A 24,222-nucleotide genomic window follows, 5' to 3' on the forward strand; every position below is an offset into this window, starting at 1 on the left:
AAAGCTATATTAACCGGGTTTCGATGCAAAAATGCCTACGTGAAATATACTGGAAATTTAATGTTTAGTAGTACCTTAGACTTCTTTAATTACGAATTTCCAAGGTTGAAGTTTTATCTTCATCCCTGCTAAAATGACCGAACATGCATCGCTTTACCTTGTTTTTACTTTGTACTATTATTTTTCCCATGACTTTTTTTTCGCAAGAGGTCGAATTTTACCCGAGCGATTGGCAAAACCCCGCAATTTTTGAAAAGGGCCAAACCGCACCTCATGCCTTTCATATTCCCTTTGATTCTGAAACGTCAGCGCTGCGCAATGACCCGGCAGAAAGTACTAATTATCAATTGCTGAATGGACAATGGGATTTTAAATGGGTATCAAAAGTGGATGAAGTTCCTGAAGGATTCTGGCAGCCACAATTCAACACCAAAAGTTGGGACAAGATAAAAGTGCCCAGCAATTGGCAAATGGAAGGCTTTGGTCATCCAAAATTCAGGAATATCAGTCTGACTTTTGAGAGTGATCCGCCTCATATTCCGGAGTATTACAATCCAGTAGGATGCTACCGGCGTAACTTTACCGTCCCTCCATCTTGGGAAAACAAACAAATTAAATTACGCTTCGAGGGCGTTAAATCGGCTACGTATGTATGGGTAAATGGCAAGCGTGTGGGTTATAACCAAGGCGGATTTGAACCTGCGGAATTCGACCTTACCCCGTTCGTTACAACTGGGGAAAATTCGTTGGCGGTCCAAGTGATTCGATTTAGTGATGGTTCCTATTTGGAGAATCAGGATATGTGGCGTTTATCCGGTATTTACAGGGATGTAAAACTTTATGCCCAACCCAAGACCCAAATCAAAGACCATTATGTGGTCACCGATCTAGCTGCGGACTATGAGGACGCCGACCTAAACCTTTCAGCCATCATAGGCAATGTGGGTAATAGGGAAAATAAGGTGCAATTGGAAATGGATCTACTTGACGCGAACAACAACTCTTTATTGGGTCGTAAGGCTTCTTCCGGCATTCTGGATGTTCCCTCCCAAGCTTCCCAAAAAGTCGAGCTATCCGTATCAGTTGTCAAACCAAAAAAATGGTCGGCAGAACTCCCGAACCGGTATACCCTATTAGTCACTTTAAAGGATGAAAATGGCGGTGTATTGGAATCCTTTACCGAAAAAATAGGATTTCGTGAGGTGGAATATACCAACAAAATTTTGACCGTAAACGGAGTCCCTGTTAAATTAAATGGAATCAATAGTCATATGCACCACCCCGAAAAAGGACAGGCCGTTCCACTTGCCACGCTTCGAAAAGATCTTGAAATCATGAAACAGTTCAATATGAACTGCGTACGCACGAGCCACTACCCTCCTACTTCCGAATATTTGGATCTTGCCGACGAGCTGGGCATTTATGTAGTTGACGAAGTTGGTGATGAGGCCCATGCCAATATTCAGCTCTCCGAAGATCCTGCATGGAGGGAAATGTATAAGGATCGTTCTCGGAAAATGGTATATCGGGATAGAAACCATCCTTCGGTTATTATGTGGAGTGCGGGCAATGAATCCGGAAGTGGCGAAAATATTAAGGCGGTCATTGAAACCGGTAAGGAAATAGATCCGAGCCGACCTGCTTGGATGTATGGCGGGAATACCTTTTACATCCCCTTTGAGGATATTGTGGGGCCACGGTATTTTATTCCACTTTGGTTACGAAGCATCGTCAATGGCGATGTGCTTCCCGAAGGGGATAACCGTTCCTCGTTTATGGATGAATATTTGGCCGCTACAGGCAATAGTCTAGGTGGATTGGATGAATACTGGGAAATTATTAGACGCTCTCCCCGTTCTATGGGTGGTGCCATTTGGGATTTTGTGAGCCCAGGTATCAACACCCCACGTTGGATTATCCCGGACCGGTCCCCAAAAAAGAACGATGGCCAAATTATGGGGAGACCCACTTTTGTGGAAGGTAATTCAGGCAGGGGTCTTGCGTTCTCTGGGCATGATGATTGGGTGGAGTTTTATCGCGACTCCTCATTGGATATTACCGGTAGTGGCTTATCCATCGGGTTTTGGGTAAAACCATCAAAAATCCCTCAACCCAATGTCTTTCTGAGCAAAGGGTTGAACGACTATGGCATTCAAATGAAAGACCGGGATACTTTGGAGTTTTATGTCAATACCAAGGCCGATCACAAACGAATTTCTGTTAGAACGAAGGTCGGTGAGGATTTCTATGAAGCATGGCACCATGTCGCAGGTATTTATAACGGGCAAAAATTGATGTTGTATGTAGATGAAAAAATGGTGGAAGAAACCGAATTCACTGGAAATCTCAAGACAACACCATTCCCGTTGTGTTTGGGCCGTGAGGCCGAAAAACAAGACCAAGGGGAGTTTAGCGGGCGTATGTCAAGTATGGTACTCGATGATGTACGGGTTTTTGACCACGCTGTTTCCATTTCCGAATTGAAAACCCAAGTAGCCGACGCCGTGTTGGCCCTTGATTTTGAAAATGATACCCTAGGTGAGGATTTTTATGCCATAGGTTTGGGAGGAAGAACCTATGGGGTCATATGGCCCGATCGTACGGTACAGCCCGAAATACATCAAATAAAAAAATCAGGACAACCCATTGGTTTCGAATTGCTTAATCCAGCAAAGGGAATTTTGAAAATCAGCAATCACCATCATTTTAAAGACCTGAACATGTTGAATGGGTACTGGTCGCTTATGGAAGATGGAAAAGAATTGGAAAAAGGGTCACTTTCATTGGATTTGCCAGCACAACAATCGAAAGAAATAACCATTCCTTTTAAAAAGAGCAGTATGAATGGGGAACTGATCCTTACGATTGGATTTTCCCTAAAGGAAAAACAGAGCTGGGCCATGGAAGGTCATGAGGTTGCTTGGGAACAGTTTATCCTGAAAACGGCATCGGTTCCTGTTGCCATAGCCCATGATGAGAAAAGAATACGTGCTGAGGAGAGCACAGCTGAGCTCAAGATTTCAGGAGATAGCTTTACCTATGTTTTTAATAAGGATGATGGTAAATGGACCTCCTTGCGCTATAATGGAACAGAATATTTGGAAGGGGGTCCGGATTTCATGGTATGGCGTGCCCCACTGGCCAATGATGTAGATCCCTGGGGTTCTTATAAATTTTACAGCAACAAGATGACCCCGGGCTTTGGCCGTTCTATAGATAATCAGCTACGAACTTTGGGCTTACGTGACCTGCAGACTAGCGTTGATGAGGTTAGCTTTGTTAACAGTAAAAATCAGGTGAAAGTCAAGCTTAAAATTTGGTCAACATGCTCCTTAGACCCAGAATTGATCATGTACCCAGACGTTGACTATTCAGCTTTTGAACGTGATGAAGTTTGGACAATACATTCCGATGGTACCTTGGAATTGGATCAGGAGGTAACCCCACATGGGGCTATGCCCGAAATGCTACCCAAGGAAGGGCTACAGTTTCAATTACCCAAAACGTTCAATCAGGTTACCTGGTATGGGCGCGGACCTTTTGAAACCTATCCGGATCGAAAGACCGGGGCCAAATTCGGGGTTTACAATTCGGATGCCGATGCCATGTACGAACCCTATATCCTACCGCAGGATTATGGCAATAGAACCGATGTACGATGGGTTCGGATTTTAAATGCGCAAGGAAAAGGGCTTCTGATCTCAGGAGATCAACCTATAAATTTCAGTCTTCATAAATACGACACGGATAACCTTTCAAGAGCGGTTTATACCTATCAATTGAAGGAGGCCCCTTTTACAGTTTTAAATATTGACCATAAGGTATCAGGTGTAGGAGGCACCGCTTTACGGCAATTAGAGACCTACCGGGAAAAGGCTACAAGCGGTCGATACCATCTAAGGATAAAACCATTTTAAAAATACCACCCAAAAGAATGGTCTTCTGAAGAAAATTATTCCGAACAGGCAAATACGAGGGCTTGGGGGTATCCTAGGTTAACTTACCCTAAATTATTAAAGAGTATGGTAGATAGGTCCATACTTAAACAATTTTACCTTTACAAAGATACAACTAGGTCAATGCACTATGAAACGCCAATATCCTTTATGACCATTATTTCTTACTGACCCAAACATTGGCCACAAGAGCACCAACGATCATAAGTATACCTAAAACACTCCATAGGCTGTACACATCACCAAACCATAATATACCTACGGAAACCGTAAAAATCACTTCGATATATTTTAATGGGGCAATTACATTGGTTTTGGCGATTTGAAAAGCCTTCGTCATAAATACCTGTCCGAAAAATCCAAAAATACCTAAACTCAGAAATAACCACCACTCATTGCCTATGGGCGTTTTCCAATCGAAAATACTCAGAAGACCACCGACGACAGTGCCCACAAACATGAAATAATTCACGATGACAATGGGATGGTCACTACTTCCTATCCTCCGAATGGCGACATAGACCAATCCGCTAAAAACAGAAGCGGTCAATATCAGGATCAATCCAATATTATTTATAGCACCATCAAATCCCTTTAGGACGAGCACCCCTGAAAATGCAATAAAGAATAACGGCCATTGCATGGCACGAAGCTTTTCTCCCAATAACACTACGGCAAACAGGGTGGCGAATATGGGGGATAAATATCTAAGGGAGACAGCGGTACCCACAGGTAAATATTTTAACGACATAAAGAAAAGACTCATGGCGGTCAATCCTAAAAACGACCTTAGTATCAATAATCCTTTCCTATTCCCTAAGATATTGATTCCTTTAATCGAAATATATGAAGTCGCCAAAACCAAAGAACCCAGAGATCTAAAAAAAACTACTTCAAAAGTCGGAAAATGGGAGAGGTATTTTACAACAGCATTCATCAAGGTGAACGAGAAGGTACTGATAATCATAAAAAGGATAGCTTTCTTCAAGAGTTCACTTTAAACCGTATTCAGCCAAAAAAGCCGATGGACATTTGTGGTTGGATAATTTGATCATTTGAAAGTTCGAGCAAACAGCATATATATACTAGACTTACCTATTCAATCAATTCCCCAGGGCAATCATAACATATATGCCAAGCTATTACCGAGGATTCTTGCGATAGACGGGCCTAAAATACATTTAAGGTATTGTGCCAAAACTTTCAAGTTTCAAAATTACAGTAAATAATACGTTTGGATGTTCTTGGCAATGTTTAAAATCAGGAAATGATTTAGTTCTCGTTTTAAATGTTTACTTAAGTGCTTTGGATGCTTTGATCAAACTATCCCTCCAATAGGGAATCTCAATTTGGAGCGCTTTTTTAATTTTTGATTTATCAAGCACACTAAAACTTGGCCTTTTGGCAGGAAGTGGATAGGCATCACTTCGTATGGGCTGTAGGTGAACAGAAATTCCATTGATTTCGAAAATAGCCTTGGCAAAATCGTACCAACTCGCTACCCCTTCATTACTGTAGTGATATATGCCATAATCAACCTTATTCGGCTTTAAGAACAATACTAAGACCTCAGCCAAGTCCATAGCATAAGTAGGGGTGCCTATCTGATCAAAGACTACGGATAGCTCATTTCTTTCCCGACCATATTTCAACATGGACTTCAAGAAATTGGAACCAAATTCGGAATACAACCATGAAGTGCGGATGATGAAATACTTTTGGCAAATCAATGAAATTGCCTGTTCTCCCTTTAACTTAGAACTGCCATAGCTTCCTAAGGCATTCGTAGGGTCCTTTTCGGTATAGGGTACACTTTGGGCACCATCGAAAACAAAATCCGTGGAGATATGTACCAATACGACGTTATATATATTAGAGGCCTCGGCCAGGTTCTTTGCGCCTTGGCGGTTCACCAGATCGGCAAGATCTTTATCCTTTTCAGCGCCATCAACATTGGTGAATGCTGCCGTATTTATACAATAATCATACGCTCCCGATTCAAATTCCCGAAGTACCGCTGCTTTATTGGTAATATTGAGTTCAGCTGACGATTTATAACTAAATGTATGGGTATCGAGGTATTTTGAGGAAATCACTTTTATACATCTCGCCAATTGTCCATTACCGCCAGTGACCAATATCTTAAGCATAATGCATTTTGGGATTTAACTTCTATTTTTCGATAATTTATACTTTGTAAAGATCATAAAAATAGAATCAGTAATTTATCTTGTTAAGATTAAAATTATTTACATCTACTTCGGCAGGCTGTTCAATTCGGAATCTTGTGAAATCAGTCTGGGGAAATACCTGAGTGGTCATGACATATTCCCCATCATTCACGAAAATCTCGACGGATGAGGCATCTAAAATGATGTTCAGGGATAGCTTATCCCAACTACCGATATTCATGGTCTGAAACGACGATTTTTTATAATTCGCATTGAAATCCACAAGACCGGATTGCCCTCTGTCTATATAGAATTCACCACTATCTTTTTTGTACCCAAAAGTATATTTATCATCAAGAGAGTTTGACAATACTACTTTCAATTCATCCTTGATCATCACGTCAAAGGAGATAGCACTATATTGTAAATCCGCATATTCAAAATTCGAAGGGTACGATCCTGATACTTTTTCGGCAGATACCGTTGAATACCTGGTTTCAAAACCATCGATCATGATGCTTTGTACCAAATAGTTATCTCCATTTTTTATGAGTTTTAGTTCCCTAGGCAATGTCATTGCGCTACGCCAGGTTTCTGTTGGTGTGGTGGTAGCATACTCCCAATTACTCATCCATCCGATAAATATGCGCTTCCCATCCGGAGTATTGTTATAGGTTACCCCGGCATAATTATCCGTGCCGTAATCGATCCACAGACTTTCTTTTTGTTGGGTCGTAAAGGTGGTGCCATCATAATCCCCAACAAAATACCTTGTGCCAGAGCCACTGTTGGGTGCCCCAGTTCCATGGCTTATGATCATTACCCATTTTTCTTCTTCGCTGCCCTCCACCTTAATCTTGAAAAGGTCAGGGCATTCCCAAACACCTAGAGGCGGATTGTCCGCAAATCTGAATTCACTGATTTTTGCCCACTCTTTTAAATTATCGGAATCATAAATTTGAACATGGTCCTTGGCTACCAAGACCATTTGCCATATTGACCGGTCCTCGTTCCAAAATACCTTTGGATCCCTAAAATCCCTTATCCCGGGATTTTCAATCACTGGGTTATCAGCATATTTCGTCCAAGTTTCACCGTCATCAGTGCTGTATGCAATACCTTGGGTTTGAAATAATTCACTTCCTTCTTTTTCTTTTACGGGGTCGTGATAGGTATATATGGCGACCATGGCATCCTTACCAAAACCCGCAGTGTTGTCTTTATCGATGATAGCACTTCCGGAAAATATATAGCCTAAACTATCGGGGAATAAAGCCACCGGTAGGTGCTCCCATTGCACTAAATCCTTACTTTTCGCATGTCCCCAATGCATAGGGCCCCAGACGGTACTATCGGGATAATATTGGTAAAACAAATGATAGTATTCGTTGTGGTACACCAATCCGTTGGGATCGTTCATCCAGTTGGCTTTCGGGGTAAAATGGAATCGCGGACGGTATTTTTCAAAAGTGTCCATCTTATCAAGGTTAGAAGTCGACATTTGATCGGTTGTTTTGGTCGTCTCTTTACAACCGAGAACCAATAAGGCCAGAAGTAGTTGGTATCCGATATTTTTCATAATTCCCTAGTGTTCTTTAAGTAGTTTTTTACTCAATTTTTCCAAGGAGACCCCTTTGGTCTCCGGCATAATAAATATTACAAATAGCAACTGCAGGAACATCATAAAGGCAAAAAAGGCAAATACGGTGCCTGCACCAATGGTAGTGAACAATATGGGTATAAGTGATGGGATGATCGCCGCTAGAATCCAATGTACCGAACTCCCGAAAGATTGTCCAGCACCTCGAAGATGATTCGGAAAAATCTCGGAAATGAACACCCATATTACTGTACCCTGGCCAACGGCATGGGCGGCAATAAAAAGGAACAGAAAAATAGGAACTGTCAACCCTCCCCAATCAAAGAAAAAAGCACATGCCACCAAGGATAATGAAATGATATACCCAGCGGAACCGTAGTACATCAATTGTTTACGGCCCAACCGATCGATGAGGAATACCCCAACTAGGGTAAATACCATGTTCGTGACCCCTATACCGATACTGCTTAAAAGTGCCGTACTTTCCCCTAGTCCGGCCTCTTCGAAAATGCGGGGCGCATAGTATAGAAATGCGTTGATGCCCGATAATTGGTTAAAAAAGGCAATCAAGAATGCCAGGATCAAGGGATAACGGTATTTTTTTATAAAGATATTCTCTCCCTTCACAATGCCCTCATTGTCGGTATTGATTTCCAACATCAATTGTTCAACATCGGAGCCGGGATAGATTACACCTAATACTTTTTTTGCTTCATCGAATCTCGACTTTGATATCAACCATCTAGGGCTCTTGGGTATGGATAATGCGAAAATGGTATAAATGACAGCGGGAATGGCTTCTACTCCAATCATCCAACGCCAATCGTTATCCCCGATGCCGTTTAAAAGATAGTTAGAGAAAAAGGCGATTAAAATACCGAAGACGATATTGAACTGATATAGTCCCACCAATTTGCCACGGTCTTTGGCCGGTGCGATTTCAGAGATATACGCTGGGGCCGCAATGGTCGACGCCCCTACCCCAAGACCTCCGATAAATCGAAACACTGCAAAGGTAATAGGGTCATTTGCAAGTGCAGATCCCAAAGCCGAAACAGTATAAAAAACACCGATCCATAAGAGTGTATTCTTACGTCCTAATTTGTTGGTGGGTATTCCGCCGAGTATAGCTCCGATGACCGTTCCCCATAAAGCCATGGCCATTACGACCGTTCCATGAAACACGTCGGAGGAATCCCATAATAATTGCAGCTTTTTATCGGCCCCTGAAATGACCACAGTATCAAAACCAAAAAGAAACCCTGCCAAAGCCGCTGTAATCGACCAAATCCATATTTTTTTCATCAACAAACTTTTAGGTATTTGTAATCTAGAGGAGTCGGTTCGAGTAAGTATAACAAATCAAGCGACCTGAATCGATTCCATTGCGGTTAAAAATAGTATTTATTTTTTGTTTTACCTCATTGCTTTGCTTATGACACCTTTTCTTAGTGCTGTATGGGGAGACAATATGCAATAGTTGCTATTATACCCTGTTTAATATGCTATCGTGCCCCTAAATTAGGGACTTAAAATCGATGCACGCGTAGAACATTAATTATGAAAACCCAATTTAAATACCGATGAGAAGCGTGTAGTGCCTGGATAAATTCGGAACAATTTCAATCATATTTTTATGTGACCATATTTCTTATCCAAGGCGTTATGAAATGTTATGTTAGTGCATTGACCTAACAATTCCCAATTCCAGACCCCTTAACTCGGCCAAACCCCGTAGCCGACCTATAGCCGAATAGCCTGGATTGGTCTTTTTTGTAAGGTCATCGAGCATTTGATGTCCATGATCCGGACGCATGGGTATGGCAGCATCTGCCCTTCCTTCGTCCGCTCTTCTTCGTTGTTCGACCAATACTTCTTTTACGATACTGAACATATCCACATCGCCTTCCAAATGATTGGCCTCATAGAAATTTCCCTGTGCATCGCGCTGTGTACTTCTTAGGTGCAAAAAATGTACACGGTCTGCGAATCGTCTAAAGATCCGTACCAAATCATTGTCCGGCCTAACCCCCAAAGAACCGGTACAAAAGGTAATCCCGTTCGCGATATTCGGAACTTGTTCGAAAAGATGGGCATAATCCTTTTCCGTACTCACCACACGGGGTAATCCTAAAATGGGATAAGGTGGATCATCTGGATGAATGCACATCAACACTTCATTTTCTGCTGCCACCGGAATAATTTCCTTTAGAAACAAGATTAAGTGCTCGCGTAACTTTCGGGCATCAATCTGGGCGTATGTATCCAAGGCCTGTTGAAATTGGTCTAGGGTATAGCCTTCCTCGGCCCCAGGCAATCCGGCAATGATGTTATTCACCAATAAGGTCCTCTCCTTTTTTGAAAGTGATTCAAAATAGGCCTTGGCTTGCTGCTGTTGTGCCTCTGTATAGGTGTTTTTTGCACCAGGCCTTTGCAAGAGGTAGAGTTCAAAAGCGGCAAATGCAGTGACATCAAAGCGCAATGCCCTGGACCCATCCTCAACCTCAAAATCCAGCGATGTTCTGGTCCAATCCAAAACGGGCATAAAATTATAGCAAACGATATGGATACCACACGTGGCCAAATTTCGGATACTGGTTTTATAATTTTCCAAGTACGGTTGAAAATCCCCCGTACGTGTCTTTATGTTTTCATGTACCGGAATGCTCTCCACTACAGTCCATCTAAGGCCGGCAGCTTCAATCAGTCGTTTACGTTCCTCAATAGCGGCAATGGTCCAAACTTCCCCATTGGGGATTTGATGTAATGCCGTGACGATTCCCGTTGCCCCTGCCTGTTTAATATCGTTTAAAGTGACGGGGTCCTTGGGACCATACCATCTCCATGTTTGTTGCATTTTCATTTTAAGATCGGAATTATATAGGTTTCACACACCACTAAAGGCACTGAAACCACCATCTATCGGAACGATCGTCCCCGTTACAAAAGAGGCAGCATCACTTATAAGCCAATGTATGGCCCCGTTGAGTTCGTTGGCTTCCCCAAATCGTTTCATCGGGGTGTTTTCTATGATCGTATTTCCCCTATCGGTATAACTGCCATCTGGTTTAGTTAAGAGCGCACGGTTTTGATTCCCTATAAAAAATCCAGGAGCTATTGCATTTACACGTACACTACCCTCAAATTTAAGGGCCATTTCCGTGGCCATCCATTTGGTGAAAATATCAATGGCAGCCTTGGATGCTGAATATCCAACGACCCTTGTGACCGCTTGGGTTGCCGTCATCGATGAGATATTGATGATACTACCGGCACGTTGCTTGGCCATCACTTCCCCAAAAACTATGGACGGTAAAACCGAACCATTGAGGTTCAATTCGGACACTTTCTTGAAATCCTCCATATTAAGATCAAAAATAGTCTGGTCTTCACCTATAGTGGCCCCTGGCATATTGCCCCCAGCCGCATTGATCAATACATCGATCTTACCCCATTTAGCGATAATCTTTGATTTGGCTTTTTCAAGATGGTCTTTATCCAAAACACTTCCTGGAATCCCTAGGACCTCAGGATTTATTTTTTTAAGTTCAATCACCCGGTTTTCTACGCTTTCAGGAAATAGGTCTAGTATTGCGATCTTGGCACCTTGTGTAAGCAAATATGCGGCCATACTGCCTCCCAATGCGCCAGCACCACCGGTGATGACGATTATTTTTTCAGTAATATCAAATAATTCACCCTTTCCCATTCCTAGTACAATCCGTTATATTTTTTTCCTGAATTTCCAAACTGATAGTCTTTCTTATAGAGTAGGTTCCCAACCTGGTTCATAGGTACGGGACCATAATTTCATCGCTTCCCGGTCAAATATTCTACCGGTGGTTGCGTCGACCTCAAACGATTTACCGATCCGCGAAGCAATATTCGCATAATGGGTCATGGCTTGACTTGTTGCTCCTTGATCTATGGGCGATGTCAAGGTTTCCTTACCACGAATGGTCTCAAAGAAATTCACTGCATGTCGGGTCGTTAAATCCCCGCCGCCGCCAAGGGCAAGTCCACCTTCTGAACCATCGGACTTACTGTTCTTAATCGAATTACCCTTAAGATCGAACAATTCATAGCCTCCCCTATCGACATAAACAGACCCTTCGGACCCATAAACTATCGTTCCCCTTCCTTTTCCATATTTATTGTATCCGTTTCTACTTTGACCATCCCATTCGATAACCTGACCATCGGCGAAGGTAAAACGGGCTTCCATAGAATCGTACATTTCCCAACCGTCATCCAAATATTGGTTCTTTCCGGCTCTTACATCAACGTGTTCTGGTAATTCAACACCCAAAGCCCAACGCGCTATATCCAATTCATGGGTTGCATTGTTACCCATTTCGGCCGTACCAAAATCCCACCCATACCAATGCCAATTATAATCAAAGGTATCGTGGGTGTATTCCCTTCTTGGTGATGGCCCTTGAAATAGTTCCCAGTCCAATCCTTCCGGTACGGCCGCTTTTGTCTGAACTGGCACCGCACCTCGGGTATTGATGTAAAAAGCAGTGGCCTTATAGGTCTTCCCGATGATGCCGTTATGGATATCCTTGACAATTTGTGCGGTTTCAGTAGAGGACCGTTGCTGATTCCCCATTTGCACCACTTTATTGTATTTTTTTTGGGCAGCTACAACCAATTCGTTTTCATGCATGTTATGACTGCATGGCTTTTCCAAATAAACGTGCTTACCTACTTGCATGGCCATAATGGCTCCTGGAGTATGCCAATGATCTGGTGTAGACATAAAAATGGCATCAACTTCCTTATCCTCCAAGACCTTTCGAATATCATTTTCCAAGGCGGGTTTATAATTCAGATCCTTACCGAAATTTTCTGCCGCTTTATCCCGTTGACTTTTCATCACATCACATAGATAAAGCAACTTAATGTTGTTTTCCTTGGCTATAATCGGGGGTTTAAACCCTGGATATCTTCTTCCCAATCCCTGAATGGCCACATTGATACGATCGTTGGCCCCGATAATATTGGAATAACTTATGGCGGACATGGCATTAATGCTACTACTAAAACCTAAACCTACAGCACCAACAGTTGCCTTTTTGATAAACCCTCTCCGATTTGAATCCATATTCTTAGTTTTTATTTTGTGATTCCCTTAATTTTTATAGGTAACGACATTGATGCAATTTAAAACTATTAATTAGAAACATTAAGGTTGACGAAGTACTTTTTATGTTTGTTGCCTCGTGGAAAGCAACATTAACCCGGTTTTAATACAACTATTCGATTTTACAGTTCCGGCGGTAGGGAAAAAATCAAACTGGTCGATTCACGTGTATTTGAAAATAGGGAATAAAGCCAAAAGGCCTTGTCTTTTTTAAATGAATTGGAAGCGATTTCCATATTCCACGATTGATTGCTGAAGGATTTCCTAAAAAGGAAGCCAAACAATCATTTGATCATCCTAATTTTAGGGCCACGTTATTTTATTTCCGCCTCGATTAATTGCAAAATGTAATTTAGATGGTGCATTAAAGGATTATAGTGGTTTTTTTCCGTTGAGTAGCTAGTAAGGATAAAAATCAGCATATTATTTTCAAATTCCGTCGACTCTAAGAGCTTTAGATTACTCATTTTGACATTTGCCATGGGTAATCCTAATTCTTGACTTACACCTGAAAGGTCCATTATAGTTCTTATGCTGTTTTCATTTATCCTGATTATATCGACAACCTTTTCCCTGTGAACCCCAAGTTCATTTTCTTGTCGGGCAATATCTTCTAGGGTTGAAATCCAATTAGTCAACTGTTTTCTTAACTCGGTATTTGAAATATCTTTTAAACTTCCGGAGTTGATCATTTCATTTAGAAGCGAGTTGTTCGGATTGAAAGCAATGTCCGAGGCAAACGAACCGAAGAGCAATTTTGAAAACTGTACTTCGGTAATAGAAACGGTATCCATGAACATGTGACCCATTATTTCTTTCGCTCCTTCATAGTTTTGCCTATTGACTTCAATCAACTGTATTAGTTTCAATCTACTGGTTTCAAATTCATTTTTTAATCCAGCCAAATAAATTTGCTCCTTTTCTTTGGTCACCCGATTTTGATTGCTATTGTTGATGGCCAAGGCAATCAAAATTCCTATGACGACTAGTATGATTTCTCCAATAGCATAAATAAGATACTTGCTGAACCTGCCTGCCGGCAAGGCAGGTTTGTTTTCGGTCAACAATTGTTGTCTAATTCGCCTAAAAAATTTAATCATGGTCTTCTATTTTGATGCAATAACATTAACAGCCCCCAACCAGTACATGCCGTAAGGTATCTAACGAATACGATAATGGGTAATAAGGTGTTGGTTTACTACAGACTAATACCTGAATGGTGTTCATAGGCTACATTTTTCTTGAATCGCTTTACCTTCTATTTTTCAAAATCGTATTTCCTAATGATTATTTGTTATATGACACTTTAAATTTAGGAAATTGGAACGTAATTTCTAAGCATTCCCTACAAGGGCAATTCCATATATCTTGTATGGTTATTTTTTCTTAATCCCAGATTATCTTATCTTAATCTGGGTTTTTTAACTTAAGCACAAATGAAAAACAGAAAGACTATTGCTACAATTTTTATTGCACTATCATTGGTCCTTGGGGTTATCTTCTTTCTGCAAGTCGATTTTCCCGAGACCCTTGAAGGCTATTTCAAAAAATCGTACTATGGACAGTTTGGGTCTTTGGCCATATGTATTGAGTTGTTGATTGCCGCCTATTACCTGTTCGTGGGAAACGTAAAGTCCAATTTTGCCTTGGCCTTATTTGCCTTTACCGCGTTATTGGATATTTTTTTCAATCTGACAGGGATGTTTTCAAGTGGCGTTCCCTATTATGCCATGGTACTTTTTTTCATTTGCGCCCTAATCTCTTTATGGATAGCCTTTTCGAATGCCTTTAATTTGGGAAGGATCACACTCTTAGGTGCCATAGCAAGCTTTATTATGGGAAATGCCATTGAGTTTTACTTCAACTATTTTTAAAGAGAATCTAGGCTTTATATAGCCCTTTCTTAAAAATATTAAAGTTTAAAATCCATCGCCACTTTACTCTGCTTTACTGTAAATGACGGGCATTTGTCCTTTCCATTTTTGCCATAGGTCATCATTATTGATCAAGGTAGCCATGAAATGAGCAACATTGATCCTACTGACCTTTCCTGCATCAAAAATCGCGCTTCTTATTGGTGAAGGATATACTTCATATTCCGTTACCATCGGTTCATCGATTAAACCATCGGGGCGGACTGCAACCCATTCGACCATAGTATCATTTTGACCGATATTGGTCCGTAAATAGTCTGCGGCCTTTTCATTATCAACATGCGGGGGCAATAATAATCGAAGTAATGCGATAACACATTTTTGACCGAAAGAAATGGGTTCGTCCAAATCGCGATTTCTGTTCCCTGAAGTGTTCATCAGTACATATTTTATGGGTTTTTTCGGTGTATTCGCATTGATAGCGTTACATAATCTACGGGTCGCATCGGTTACCAATCTTCTCGGTTTACCATAAATACCCTTCAAGGTCAGGTTGTGGCCCAAACAAGAGGCCACCGCATCACAACCGGCTATATGTTCGGCCATTTCCGCATCGCTAAGTTCCAATATACTGGCTTTGATAACTGTCAAACGGCTTTCGTTTTTTATGGCTTCCGGTAGTTTTTCGGCGGAACGTACAATGGCTTTTACATGTTGACCTTGATTGAGAAGTTGTGCAACCAATAGCCGCCCTGTTGCTCCACTTGCTCCTACTACTAGTGTTGTCATATTTTTGGATTTTTGATGTAATTATAATTTAGAAAAAAGGGTCAATGTTTTGTTCGCTATAAGACTAACCTTTCCCAAGTACTGAAACTCGTTTCTGAATCGTCAACAACTCCATTCTTCCTTCTTTTCCTTTCAATGCGGTTGTTCCCAAAGATTCGATTTGAAGCTCATTTCCCAATTGTAGTGCTGTTATTAAATCCTCCGAAACCAGGATGTCCACGTTATATTTATTACAAAGACCTTGAATTCTTGCAGTAGTGTTGAGCACATCCCCAGTAAAAATGATTTCCTTTTTGAGGGCGCCTATTTCTCCCGTGGTCACTTTTCCTACATGAAGACCTGCCTTGAACGTGGGTACTACGCCAAAAATTGCCGAATACCAGTCTCCTCTTTTTTGTAAGTCCGCTTTCATGGCGAAAAAGCATTCGATACAATTATTGGCTTTTATACCGTCTTCGTATTTCCATGAAATAACGATTTCATCCCCAACATATTGATAGACTTCACCGGCATGCCGTATGATGGGATCCGAAAAGTCCGAATAGTATTCCCGCAACAATTCAAAATACTTAATGTGCCCCAATTGCTCTGCAATCGTGGTCGAGGACTTCATATCGGAGAAAAGGAAGATTCGTTTTTCCTCGGTGGGTTTGTGGTATTTTCCGGTAAAGAAATTCATTAACACCCCATGACCCACATTATCGCTAATTTCTGAATAAAAAAGACTAAGAAAAAGACTGAGTGAAATAGAGACCGAAGTGCTTACAAACTCGATACTCATTAAAAAGTTTGAAAATTTTTCCCTAACCTGGGTATCAAAAGGGGATACATCCAATTCGACCCCGGCCGCAAGCGGGTAGGTTATAAGTATGACCAATAACAGAAAAAAAGTATAAAATCCCACCTTATACAGCAGCTTTTGCGTAAAACTCTTTTTGCTAAACAGATGGCCCATCCATAGGACTTCAACCGCTCCTACGATTAATCCTACGACCGTAACTGCAATACTGGCAAAAATGAAAACCTCGGTAGTCAAGGTTATCGCAGAAGAAGGATTCAAATTTTGGTGCTGGGTGGCCGCCCCTTCAACGAAGAGGATAAACCATCCTAAACCAAGCCAGATCACCCCAAAAGGAATGATTCGTGAAATGTTTCTTTTTGATTTTGGGGATAACATTGCGATGGATTTCTTTAGTTAGGATTGAAAATAATATATAATCCTAAATATTTATCCCATTAGGTCCGAAAATCAATGCTTATCGTTACATGCTAGAAGTTTTAATTCAAATTCCTAAACTCACTTGGTGAATGCCCGACACGCTGTTTAAAAAGCCTTGAGAAATGCTGTGGATACTTAAAACCTAATTCATAGGCAATTTCACTGACCGATTTGTTCGGGTCAAAAACTTTTTCCTTGGCAATATCTATGAGCTTGTTCTGAATATATTCCTGGGCTGAGTTTCCCGTTTCCTTTTTGACCAAATCCCCAAAATAATTGGATGATAGATGTAACCGGTCGGCAAAATAACCCACCGAAGGCGTACCATGTTTTAGGGGTTTCTCAGATCCGAAATATTCGTTCAACAAATTGTCGAACTTCTCTAAAGAACCTTGATTTTCCATTTCACGGGTCAAGAATTGTCGGTCATAGAAACGTGTGCAATAATCCAGGAAAAGTTCAATATTGGCCACAATCAGTTTTTTACTGTGCTTATCAAGATTCTGCTCCAACTCGAATTGGATTTTTTCCAACAAACTCAGAATCACTTTACGTTCTTTTGCCGAAAGGTGCAACGCCTCGTTGGAGGAATACGAGAAAAAATTATAGGCACTCATTTTTTTGCCCAAATCGGTACCCAATAACAAATCTGGATGAAATAACATGGCATAGCCCTTAGGTACGTAATCAGGGTCGAAACCACCAAGTTCAATGGTCTGGTTTGGCGCCATAAAAACAAGTGTTCCCTCATCATAATCGTATGGTTTGCCTCCGTAATGCATTTTGCATCCCTTGGCATCTTTCAGAAAAATAGCATAACACTTATAATGGAAAGCATCGTAATCTTTGTTTGAATAATTCTCCTCACCCAACTTATCAAAATCAACAATTCCCACCAATGGATGTAAGACCTCCTGATTTCGGAGTCTCAGGTAATCACCAACAGTATTGATTTTCAAAACATTTTTCATGGTAAATACTAAATTTTTATTAAAGATAAGGCATTGATCTCCAGTGATTCAAGTAGTTCGGACAAAATCCGTAAAAATGGTAGGCAATTCCGTAATCCGGGTATGATTTGGCGGGTATTTACCTCGTACTTTTGAGCTATAGCAATTATCAAGGTCGTTTTAAATCAACGTTGTATATGAAAAACGTGGCATTATTCGGATTCCTATTCGCATTAGGTGGTTTTGTATTAGGGCAAAATACCCCCAAAAGTATCACGGCCAAATACATCACGGACGAAATTGCCCTAGACGGAACCATGGATGAAGCTATTTGGGAAACTGCGGAAGTAGCCCGTGATTTCCAACAGTTTTTTCCTTCGGATCAGGTAACCGCCGAATATAAGACCGAAGTGAAGGTTTTGTATTCGGACTCCCATCTGTATGTAGGTATATTTTCTGAAAAGGCCGCTGGTAATTATGTCGTATCTACCTTAAAAAGAGACTTCGGGGCCCTGACCAATGACAATATCTCCCTATTGTTCGATACCTTCAGTGATGGGACCACGGCCTATTTTTTTGGAGTCACCCCATACGGGGTACTTCGCGAAGGTTTGGTCTCCGATGGTGGAACCTCCTTTAACAACACCTGGGACGTTAAATGGCAAGCCGAAGCGACCCGTTATGACGACCATTATGTCGTTGAGGTCGCCATTCCCTTTACCTCCTTGAAATTTCCCGAGGGCAGTACTTCATGGCGATTCCGGCCTTACCGCTGGAACAACCAAAGCAACCAGCAGGATACCTGGGTCAGGGTACCACAGAACCAGATGCTCTCTAGCTTGGCCGATATGGGTGAATTGGTTTTTGAAAAACCCTTGGGGAAATCACGTACACCCATAGCGCTTATCCCTTATGTCAATGCTTTAGCCGATAAAGATTACACCTCTGATGAATCGAATACACAGTTTAAAGCCGGGGGTGATGCCAAAGTTTCAATCGGGAACGGAATGAATTTGGACCTGACCATAAACCCCGATTTTTCAAATGTTGAAATCGATGATATTTTCACCAACCTTACCCGTTTTGAGGTTCGGCTTCCCGAAAAACGCCAGTTTTTTATCGATAATAGCGACCTGTTCGAGAATTTTGGGAATACGTTCAATGAGGCAAAACCCTTTTTCTCCCGACGTATCGGTTTGGCCAGGGACGCCGATGGCAACCTGATCCAAAATGATATTATCGGTGGGGTACGGCTTAGTGGCAAACTCAATAAAGATTGGCGATTGGGTGTACTCAATATTCAGACGGCCAAAGATGAGGCCAATGAAATTGCCTCCAATAACAACTTGATGTTGGCCCTACAACGTAAAGTAGGCAGCCGGTCGAATGTCGGGGTTTTTTGGGTGAACCGCCAGGCCATGGGGAATGAAGCCTATATAACGCCTGATGAAAACTACAATCGGGTCATCGGGGCCGACTATAACCTGGCATCGGCAAATAACATTTGGAATGGTAAATTCTATGTGCACAAATCCTTTCAACCGGGTGACCATAATGGAAATCTTTCTACACAGGCCACAGTCACTTATGGTCCACGAAGATGGCGCATAATCGAAGATTTAGTATATATCGATGAAGATTTTAGGGCTGATTTGGGATTTGTCCCAAGAAATGATATCCTAAAGTGGGGAAATGGTTTACAACGGATCCTCTACCCCAAGAAGGGTATTATCAATACTCATGCGATTCAATTCTTGTCGCTGATGTATTGGAGACCTACTTTGGATTACAAAAAAACAGATCATGAATACAATCTTAGTTGGGAAGTGGCTTTTAAAGATCAGGCCACTGCCGAGGCAACATTTACGAACAACTTTATATTCCTGACCGCTCCATTTGACCCCACAAGATCCGAAGGGGCAATACCTATCCCCGGAAATCAAGGCTATCATTTTAATCAATTTGAATTTGAATACGAATCAAACAATACCAATTTGCTTACCTACGGGGCAAATGCCAAGTTTGGCCAATTTTTCAATGGTAACATCACCGCTGTTGGGGCACTGCTGGGAATGCGTATACAACCCAAGGCACAATTCAGTTTGGCACTCGACTACAACGGAATACGGTTACCTGACCCTTATGCCGATGCCGATATTTTCTTCGCCACTTTTCGGTCGGATATCACCTTTAGCAAAAGCCTCTTTTGGAATACCCTTGTACAATACAGTAACCAACAAGAAAATTTGGGAATCAACTCACGATTGCAATGGCGGTTTGCCCCACTGTCGGATTTGTACCTCGTATATAACGACAACTATTTTACCGATACTTTTGGGCCACGGTTTAGATCAATTAACTTGAAGCTCACTTATTGGCTTAACCTTTAAGAAAAATATCAAGACATGATAGATAACTTGAGAACAATCCATATCATAAAAATTTCAAGAATGAAAAATCAAAAGATTTGGCTCTGTATAGTAATGTTTTTTACACTAATTCTATCAATAAAGGCACAGACAACCACTGAAAGTACAGAAACCAAAAAGTACCAAGCAAAGGCGCCCTCGACCCAACCTTTTGGAGTGGAGGCCTTTGATTCATCCGACAAGACCACCTTGCGATGGCTTGGTATGGGGGGCTTTTTCATCAACAGTAGGGGCACTACCATGATGATCGACCCACTTTTAAAAGGATTTGATATGCCCGTAATGATTACGTATCCCATCACAACTGAAGACGTGCCCAGTTTGGATGCCGTATTGGTCACCCATGCCGATAACGATCATTATAGTGTACCAACAACCAACGATTTGGCAGAAGTTACAAAGTCGTACCACAGCACCCAATTTGTCGGCTCGCTGTTAAAAAACGAAGGATTGCCGGGTATGGGCCATGACATTGGCGATGTTTTTAAGGTTGGTCCCGTAAAGATAACCGTAACCCCTGTAGACCACGCTTGGCAAAATGCCTATCCTGGTACAAGCCCAAGAAAGTTTAAAGACGAGGATTCCTGCGGGTTTTGGATAGAAACCCCTGATGGCACCATTTGGGCAACGGGAGATTCCAAGTTGATGCCCGAACACCTTACCATGCCCACACCCGATGCGATTCTCTTCGATTGGTCGGATAGCGAATGGCATTTTACCTTTGAAGGTGCCGTAAAATTGGCAAATACCTACCCAAATACCATCTTGCTACTCAATCATTGGGGGTCGGTTGACGCTCCCGATTTTCCGCCTTTTAATGCGGACCCAAAGGACCTGAACGACGTGGTGGTCAATCCGGAAAGGATTGTGGTATTAGCTCCAGGAGAACCCTATACACTTGAACGTTTGAAAACCAATTAAAATGAAAAACCAATACACCGTGTTTCAAGTTTTTGCAGTTGGTGTAATACTTTCTTTTTCATTTTTTGGTCAATCTCAAGAAGAAAATGAGCCCTTTCTGGACGATTTTCGCGGTACGGCCAGCGTAACCCATAACGGGATTTCATTGGTGCCCTCTTTCTCGTTGGGCGATCCTGCCGCGATCATTGATTTGAAGTTTACCAAAGGTAAGCTGAGCTTTGAACCCGATATGCGCTTTGCTTTGGAAGGAAAACCTTGGTCATTCCTGTTTTGGTTTCGCTACAAGGCCATTGAAAAGGAACGATTTTCGCTGCGTATCGGGGCGCACCCCGCATTGAACTTTAGAACTGTGAGCATTATTAGGGATGGGCAAACTGAAAATCTGTTAGAATCGCGACGCTATCTGGCTGCTGAAATCGCTCCGAACTATAAAATATCCGAAAAGGCAAGTATGGGCATGTATTACCTGCGAGGCCAAGGTTTTGACGAGGGAGTAAAAACAACCAATTTTTTGGTATTGAATGCATCGTTCACTAATTTATTCATTTCAGAACAGCTCTATTTCAATATATCACCACAGGCCTACTATTTGACCACAGACGATGATGTAGGTTATTATGTTGTAAGCTTTATAACCTTTGCCAAAAAAGACTTTCCATGGTCCATTTCGGCTATTTTGAATAAAGCCATCGATACAGAAATTGTGCCCGAAGATGATTTTACCTGGAACGTTTCATTGGTATATAGTTTTGGAGGGCCATAAATAGATAAAAAGCCTAAATTGTAATTAGAAAATAATTTGATATAAAACATAGCCATCATGATAAATAAACCATTTTTAAAATCACTTTTTTGCCTGTTTTTGTTGCTAAACTTTACCCTTGTTTCGGCTGCAATTGAACCCTACGGATTATCGGCAAAAGAAAAATCGATAGTGACCATTTCGGCACTGACCGCAAAAGGCGATCTGGTAAATTTGGAAACGGCCTTGGTCGAAGGTTTGGAGGCAGGACTGACCGTTAACGAGATCAAGGAGGTCATGGTACATCTCTATGCCTACTGCGGATTTCCACGTAGCCTACGAGGTTTACGAAGTTTTATCAACGTATTGGATGAACGCAAGGAACAAGGAATTGAAGATACTATGGGAAAAGAGGCCACTCCTATTGAAGATATGCGTCCAAAATACGACAGGGGAAAATCGATATTAGAAGACTTGGTGCAAAAGAAGTTGGATGGTCCAAAAGCCGATTATGCAGAGTTTGCCCCTGTTATCGAAGTCTTTTTAAAGGAACACTTGTTTGCCGATATTTTTGAACGCGATGTTTTGGACTATCAGCAAAGGGAACTGGTCACGGTTTCCGTTTTGATAACGATCGGCGATGTTGAACCTATGCTCCGCTCGCATATGAATATCTGCTTAATACAGGGAATTACCCCAGAAAAATTAGTAGAATTGGTCGATGTTTTGAAGAATAATGTGGACAATTCAAAAATCGATTCGGCCAAGGAAGTTTTGGGCGAATTGTTAGCATCTAAAGATTAACACAACTTGGAACCTATGAACAACAAAAATCTTTTAGTAGTAATCTTGATTGTAACAATCATCTTTTCTTGTAAACCTTCGGAGGAAAAAAATATTACAGTCAATTCAACCGCGGAACAAGAACTGATTTTTCCCAAGGGGAAAATAATCGCAAATGACAACTTTGTCGGAAATGCCTGGTTGGAAATGCTTGTGTTTGCAGATAGTATCAACCAAAATTCCGTTGGCAGCGTTACGTTTGAACCAGGGGCAAGAACCAACTGGCATTCGCATCCAAACGGACAGATTATCTTGGCCTTGGAAGGCGAAGGTTATTACCAGGAAAAAGGAAGTGAAAAGAAATTACTACGCAAAGGGGATGTTGTAAAATGTCCTTCGAACATCCCGCATTGGCACGGAGCAAGTTCGGATACCGAATTTATACAAGTGGCGATTACAAGCAGGATAAACGGCTCAACGGAATGGCTTGAAGCGGTTACCGATCAAGAGTACACAAAGCGATAAATAAGGGGAATGAATCCCAATTCCATTTAAAGAAATAAAATCTTAGCTATGAAATTCGCAGAAACAACATTTATACTATCAATTGGCTTCTTAATATTGATGATGTCGGGCATCATTGCCCAAAAAGAACCCATGATGATCCAAGATCAGGGCAGTTTTGTGGTGGGTGGCAGCGTTATTGAAAACCCGGGCAATTTTGACGCTATCAAACGAACCCCTGAAGGTCAGACCTTTCATGGCGACCATGCCTATGTATTTTACCAGATTCCCGTGGAGGCCCGTAAATATCCTCTGGTTATGTGGCACGGTTTTGGGCAGTTTTCAAAAACATGGGAAACCACGCCCGATGGACGGGAAGGTTACCAGAACATTTTTGTAAGACGCGGTTTTAGCACCTATCTCATGGATCAGCCCAGACGTGGTAGGGCAAGTCGCAGCATGGTCGAAGCAACGATAACCCCAACACCCGATGAACAGTTCTGGTTCAACATCTTTCGTATAGGGGTATGGCCCGATTATTTCCGCGGTGTACAATTTGCCCAAGACGAGGAATCGCTGAACCAGTATTTCCGCCAAATGGTCCCCAATATTGGGGGATTTGATACCGAAGTCATTACGGATGCCGCATCACAACTTTTTGATAAAATTGGGGAAGGCATTCTAGTGACCCATTCCCATTCTGGCGGCTTTGGTTGGGCAACCGCCATGAAAAACCAAAACATTAAGGCGATTGTTTCTTATGAACCTGGATCGGGTTTCCCATTTCCAGAGGGTGAAGTGCCCCTACCATTGGAAAGTTCTGCTGGGCCGTTGGAAGCCGTTGGTGTTTCGAAAGATGAGTTCATGAAACTGACCAAGATTCCCATAGTTATTTACTATGGGGATTTTATCCCTGAAGTGTATGACCCCAACCCGGGAACGGATGGCTGGCGCGTACGTTTAGAAATGGCAAAAAAGTGGCGCGATGTTGTAAACAAACATGGTGGCGATGTAACGGTCGTTCACTTACCTGAAATTGGAATAAAAGGGAATACCCATTTTCCGTTTTCAGATCTAAACAATGTGGAAGTTGCCGACATGATGTCGGCGTGGTTAAAAGAAAAAGAACTGGACTAAA

The 24,222-nt window shown here is 41.8% G+C and carries 19 protein-coding genes; 8 read left to right on the forward strand and 11 right to left on the reverse strand.

The annotated features are described in order from the left end of the window. Positions 1–188: 188 nt before the first annotated feature. A complete protein-coding gene (locus HPE63_RS13955; RefSeq protein WP_188314914.1) occupies positions 189–3,917 on the forward strand; it encodes a beta-galactosidase small subunit-related protein in 3,729 nt (1,242 codons plus the stop codon). 196 nt (positions 3,918–4,113) lie between these two features. Here the strand turns inward: HPE63_RS13955 and HPE63_RS13960 are convergent, their stop codons facing one another. The 8 genes from HPE63_RS13960 to HPE63_RS13995 all read right to left on the reverse strand — a co-directional run bounded on the left by HPE63_RS13960 (position 4,114) and on the right by HPE63_RS13995 (position 13,973). Further along, complete coding sequence (locus tag HPE63_RS13960; protein WP_262890214.1) at positions 4,114–4,944, reverse strand: DMT family transporter; 831 nt, start codon at positions 4,942–4,944, stop codon at positions 4,114–4,116. 304 nt (positions 4,945–5,248) lie between these two features. Further along, on the reverse strand, positions 5,249–6,106 hold the full coding sequence (gene rfbD / locus HPE63_RS13965; protein ID WP_188314915.1) for a dTDP-4-dehydrorhamnose reductase: 858 nt from the start codon (positions 6,104–6,106) through the stop codon (positions 5,249–5,251). A 67-nt stretch (positions 6,107–6,173) separates the two neighbouring features. Next, positions 6,174–7,706, reverse strand: coding sequence for a glycoside hydrolase family 32 protein (locus HPE63_RS13970; protein ID WP_188314916.1), 1,533 nt, complete (start codon positions 7,704–7,706; stop codon positions 6,174–6,176). A gap of 6 nt (positions 7,707–7,712) precedes the next feature. Continuing rightward, positions 7,713–9,032 carry a sugar porter family MFS transporter gene (locus HPE63_RS13975; RefSeq protein ID WP_394355023.1) on the reverse strand — a complete coding sequence of 440 codons (1,320 nt, stop codon included), beginning with the start codon at positions 9,030–9,032 and terminating at the stop codon, positions 7,713–7,715. A gap of 373 nt (positions 9,033–9,405) precedes the next feature. Further along, complete coding sequence (gene uxuA, locus HPE63_RS13980; protein ID WP_223198171.1) at positions 9,406–10,584, reverse strand: mannonate dehydratase; 1,179 nt, start codon at positions 10,582–10,584, stop codon at positions 9,406–9,408. 30 nt (positions 10,585–10,614) lie between these two features. After that, complete coding sequence (locus tag HPE63_RS13985; protein WP_188314919.1) at positions 10,615–11,436, reverse strand: SDR family oxidoreductase; 822 nt, start codon at positions 11,434–11,436, stop codon at positions 10,615–10,617. A 54-nt stretch (positions 11,437–11,490) separates the two neighbouring features. Next, a complete protein-coding gene (locus HPE63_RS13990; RefSeq protein ID WP_188314920.1) occupies positions 11,491–12,834 on the reverse strand; it encodes a Gfo/Idh/MocA family protein in 1,344 nt (447 codons plus the stop codon). Positions 12,835–13,187: 353 nt separating this feature from the next. Continuing rightward, positions 13,188–13,973 carry a DUF6090 family protein gene (locus HPE63_RS13995; protein WP_188314921.1) on the reverse strand — a complete coding sequence of 262 codons (786 nt, stop codon included), beginning with the start codon at positions 13,971–13,973 and terminating at the stop codon, positions 13,188–13,190. Between the two features lie 336 nt (positions 13,974–14,309). Between HPE63_RS13995 and HPE63_RS14000 the strand changes: the two genes are divergently transcribed. Beyond that, entirely contained in the window at positions 14,310–14,747 is a 438-nt protein-coding gene (locus HPE63_RS14000) for a hypothetical protein (protein WP_188314922.1), read from the forward strand. A 63-nt stretch (positions 14,748–14,810) separates the two neighbouring features. Here HPE63_RS14000 and HPE63_RS14005 read toward each other — a convergent pair whose 3' ends face one another. The 3 genes from HPE63_RS14005 to HPE63_RS14015 all read right to left on the reverse strand — a co-directional run bounded on the left by HPE63_RS14005 (position 14,811) and on the right by HPE63_RS14015 (position 17,726). Next, positions 14,811–15,536 (reverse strand): NAD(P)-dependent oxidoreductase, encoded by a 726-nt coding sequence (locus HPE63_RS14005; protein ID WP_188314923.1) that lies wholly within the window; start codon positions 15,534–15,536, stop codon positions 14,811–14,813. Positions 15,537–15,600: 64 nt separating this feature from the next. Then, a complete protein-coding gene (locus HPE63_RS14010) occupies positions 15,601–16,713 on the reverse strand; it encodes an adenylate/guanylate cyclase domain-containing protein (RefSeq protein ID WP_188314924.1) in 1,113 nt (370 codons plus the stop codon). Positions 16,714–16,814: 101 nt separating this feature from the next. Beyond that, positions 16,815–17,726 carry a helix-turn-helix domain-containing protein gene (locus tag HPE63_RS14015; protein WP_188314925.1) on the reverse strand — a complete coding sequence of 304 codons (912 nt, stop codon included), beginning with the start codon at positions 17,724–17,726 and terminating at the stop codon, positions 16,815–16,817. A gap of 176 nt (positions 17,727–17,902) precedes the next feature. Here HPE63_RS14015 and HPE63_RS14020 point away from each other — a divergent pair, with 176 nt between their 5' ends. The 6 genes from HPE63_RS14020 to HPE63_RS14045 are packed head-to-tail and all read left to right on the forward strand — an operon-like array spanning position 17,903 to position 24,221. Beyond that, complete coding sequence (locus tag HPE63_RS14020; protein ID WP_188314926.1) at positions 17,903–20,095, forward strand: DUF5916 domain-containing protein; 2,193 nt, start codon at positions 17,903–17,905, stop codon at positions 20,093–20,095. A gap of 60 nt (positions 20,096–20,155) precedes the next feature. Then, positions 20,156–21,055, forward strand: a complete 900-nt coding sequence (locus HPE63_RS14025) for an MBL fold metallo-hydrolase (RefSeq protein WP_223198172.1) — start codon at positions 20,156–20,158, stop codon at positions 21,053–21,055. Between the two features lies 1 nt (position 21,056). After that, entirely contained in the window at positions 21,057–21,818 is a 762-nt protein-coding gene (locus HPE63_RS14030) for a hypothetical protein (protein ID WP_188314927.1), read from the forward strand. A gap of 57 nt (positions 21,819–21,875) precedes the next feature. Continuing rightward, entirely contained in the window at positions 21,876–22,601 is a 726-nt protein-coding gene (locus HPE63_RS14035; protein WP_188314928.1) for a carboxymuconolactone decarboxylase family protein, read from the forward strand. A 15-nt stretch (positions 22,602–22,616) separates the two neighbouring features. Beyond that, on the forward strand, positions 22,617–23,105 hold the full coding sequence (locus HPE63_RS14040; protein ID WP_188314929.1) for a cupin domain-containing protein: 489 nt from the start codon (positions 22,617–22,619) through the stop codon (positions 23,103–23,105). A gap of 48 nt (positions 23,106–23,153) precedes the next feature. Continuing rightward, a complete protein-coding gene (locus HPE63_RS14045) occupies positions 23,154–24,221 on the forward strand; it encodes an alpha/beta hydrolase (RefSeq protein ID WP_188314930.1) in 1,068 nt (355 codons plus the stop codon). The last annotated feature ends 1 nt before the right edge of the window (position 24,222 follow it).

Origin of the sequence: Maribacter arenosus (assembly GCF_014610845.1) — a bacterium.
Taxonomy (GTDB): Bacteria; Bacteroidota; Bacteroidia; order Flavobacteriales; family Flavobacteriaceae; genus Maribacter_A; species Maribacter_A arenosus.

Bases quoted from the DNA above. Each gene is read 5' to 3' on its own strand.
- rfbD (WP_188314915.1), bottom strand. From the start codon at position 6,106: ATGCTTAAGATATTGGTCACTGGCGGTAATGGACAATTGGCGAGATGT.
- HPE63_RS14015 (WP_188314925.1), bottom strand. From the start codon at position 17,726: ATGAAAAATGTTTTGAAAATCAATACTGTTGGTGATTACCTGAGACTC.
- HPE63_RS13990 (WP_188314920.1), bottom strand. From the start codon at position 12,834: ATGGATTCAAATCGGAGAGGGTTTATCAAAAAGGCAACTGTTGGTGCT.
- HPE63_RS14040 (WP_188314929.1), top strand. From the start codon at position 22,617: ATGAACAACAAAAATCTTTTAGTAGTAATCTTGATTGTAACAATCATC.
- HPE63_RS14025 (WP_223198172.1), top strand. From the start codon at position 20,156: ATGAAAAATCAAAAGATTTGGCTCTGTATAGTAATGTTTTTTACACTA.
- HPE63_RS13995 (WP_188314921.1), bottom strand. From the start codon at position 13,973: ATGATTAAATTTTTTAGGCGAATTAGACAACAATTGTTGACCGAAAAC.
- HPE63_RS14000 (WP_188314922.1), top strand. From the start codon at position 14,310: ATGAAAAACAGAAAGACTATTGCTACAATTTTTATTGCACTATCATTG.
- HPE63_RS13970 (WP_188314916.1), bottom strand. From the start codon at position 7,706: ATGAAAAATATCGGATACCAACTACTTCTGGCCTTATTGGTTCTCGGT.
- HPE63_RS14030 (WP_188314927.1), top strand. From the start codon at position 21,057: ATGAAAAACCAATACACCGTGTTTCAAGTTTTTGCAGTTGGTGTAATA.
- HPE63_RS13955 (WP_188314914.1), top strand. From the start codon at position 189: ATGACTTTTTTTTCGCAAGAGGTCGAATTTTACCCGAGCGATTGGCAA.
- HPE63_RS14020 (WP_188314926.1), top strand. From the start codon at position 17,903: ATGAAAAACGTGGCATTATTCGGATTCCTATTCGCATTAGGTGGTTTT.
- uxuA (WP_223198171.1), bottom strand. From the start codon at position 10,584: ATGCAACAAACATGGAGATGGTATGGTCCCAAGGACCCCGTCACTTTA.
- HPE63_RS14045 (WP_188314930.1), top strand. From the start codon at position 23,154: ATGAAATTCGCAGAAACAACATTTATACTATCAATTGGCTTCTTAATA.
- HPE63_RS14035 (WP_188314928.1), top strand. From the start codon at position 21,876: ATGATAAATAAACCATTTTTAAAATCACTTTTTTGCCTGTTTTTGTTG.
- HPE63_RS13985 (WP_188314919.1), bottom strand. From the start codon at position 11,436: ATGGGAAAGGGTGAATTATTTGATATTACTGAAAAAATAATCGTCATC.
- HPE63_RS13975 (WP_394355023.1), bottom strand. From the start codon at position 9,032: ATGAAAAAAATATGGATTTGGTCGATTACAGCGGCTTTGGCAGGGTTT.
- HPE63_RS14010 (WP_188314924.1), bottom strand. From the start codon at position 16,713: ATGTTATCCCCAAAATCAAAAAGAAACATTTCACGAATCATTCCTTTT.
- HPE63_RS14005 (WP_188314923.1), bottom strand. From the start codon at position 15,536: ATGACAACACTAGTAGTAGGAGCAAGTGGAGCAACAGGGCGGCTATTG.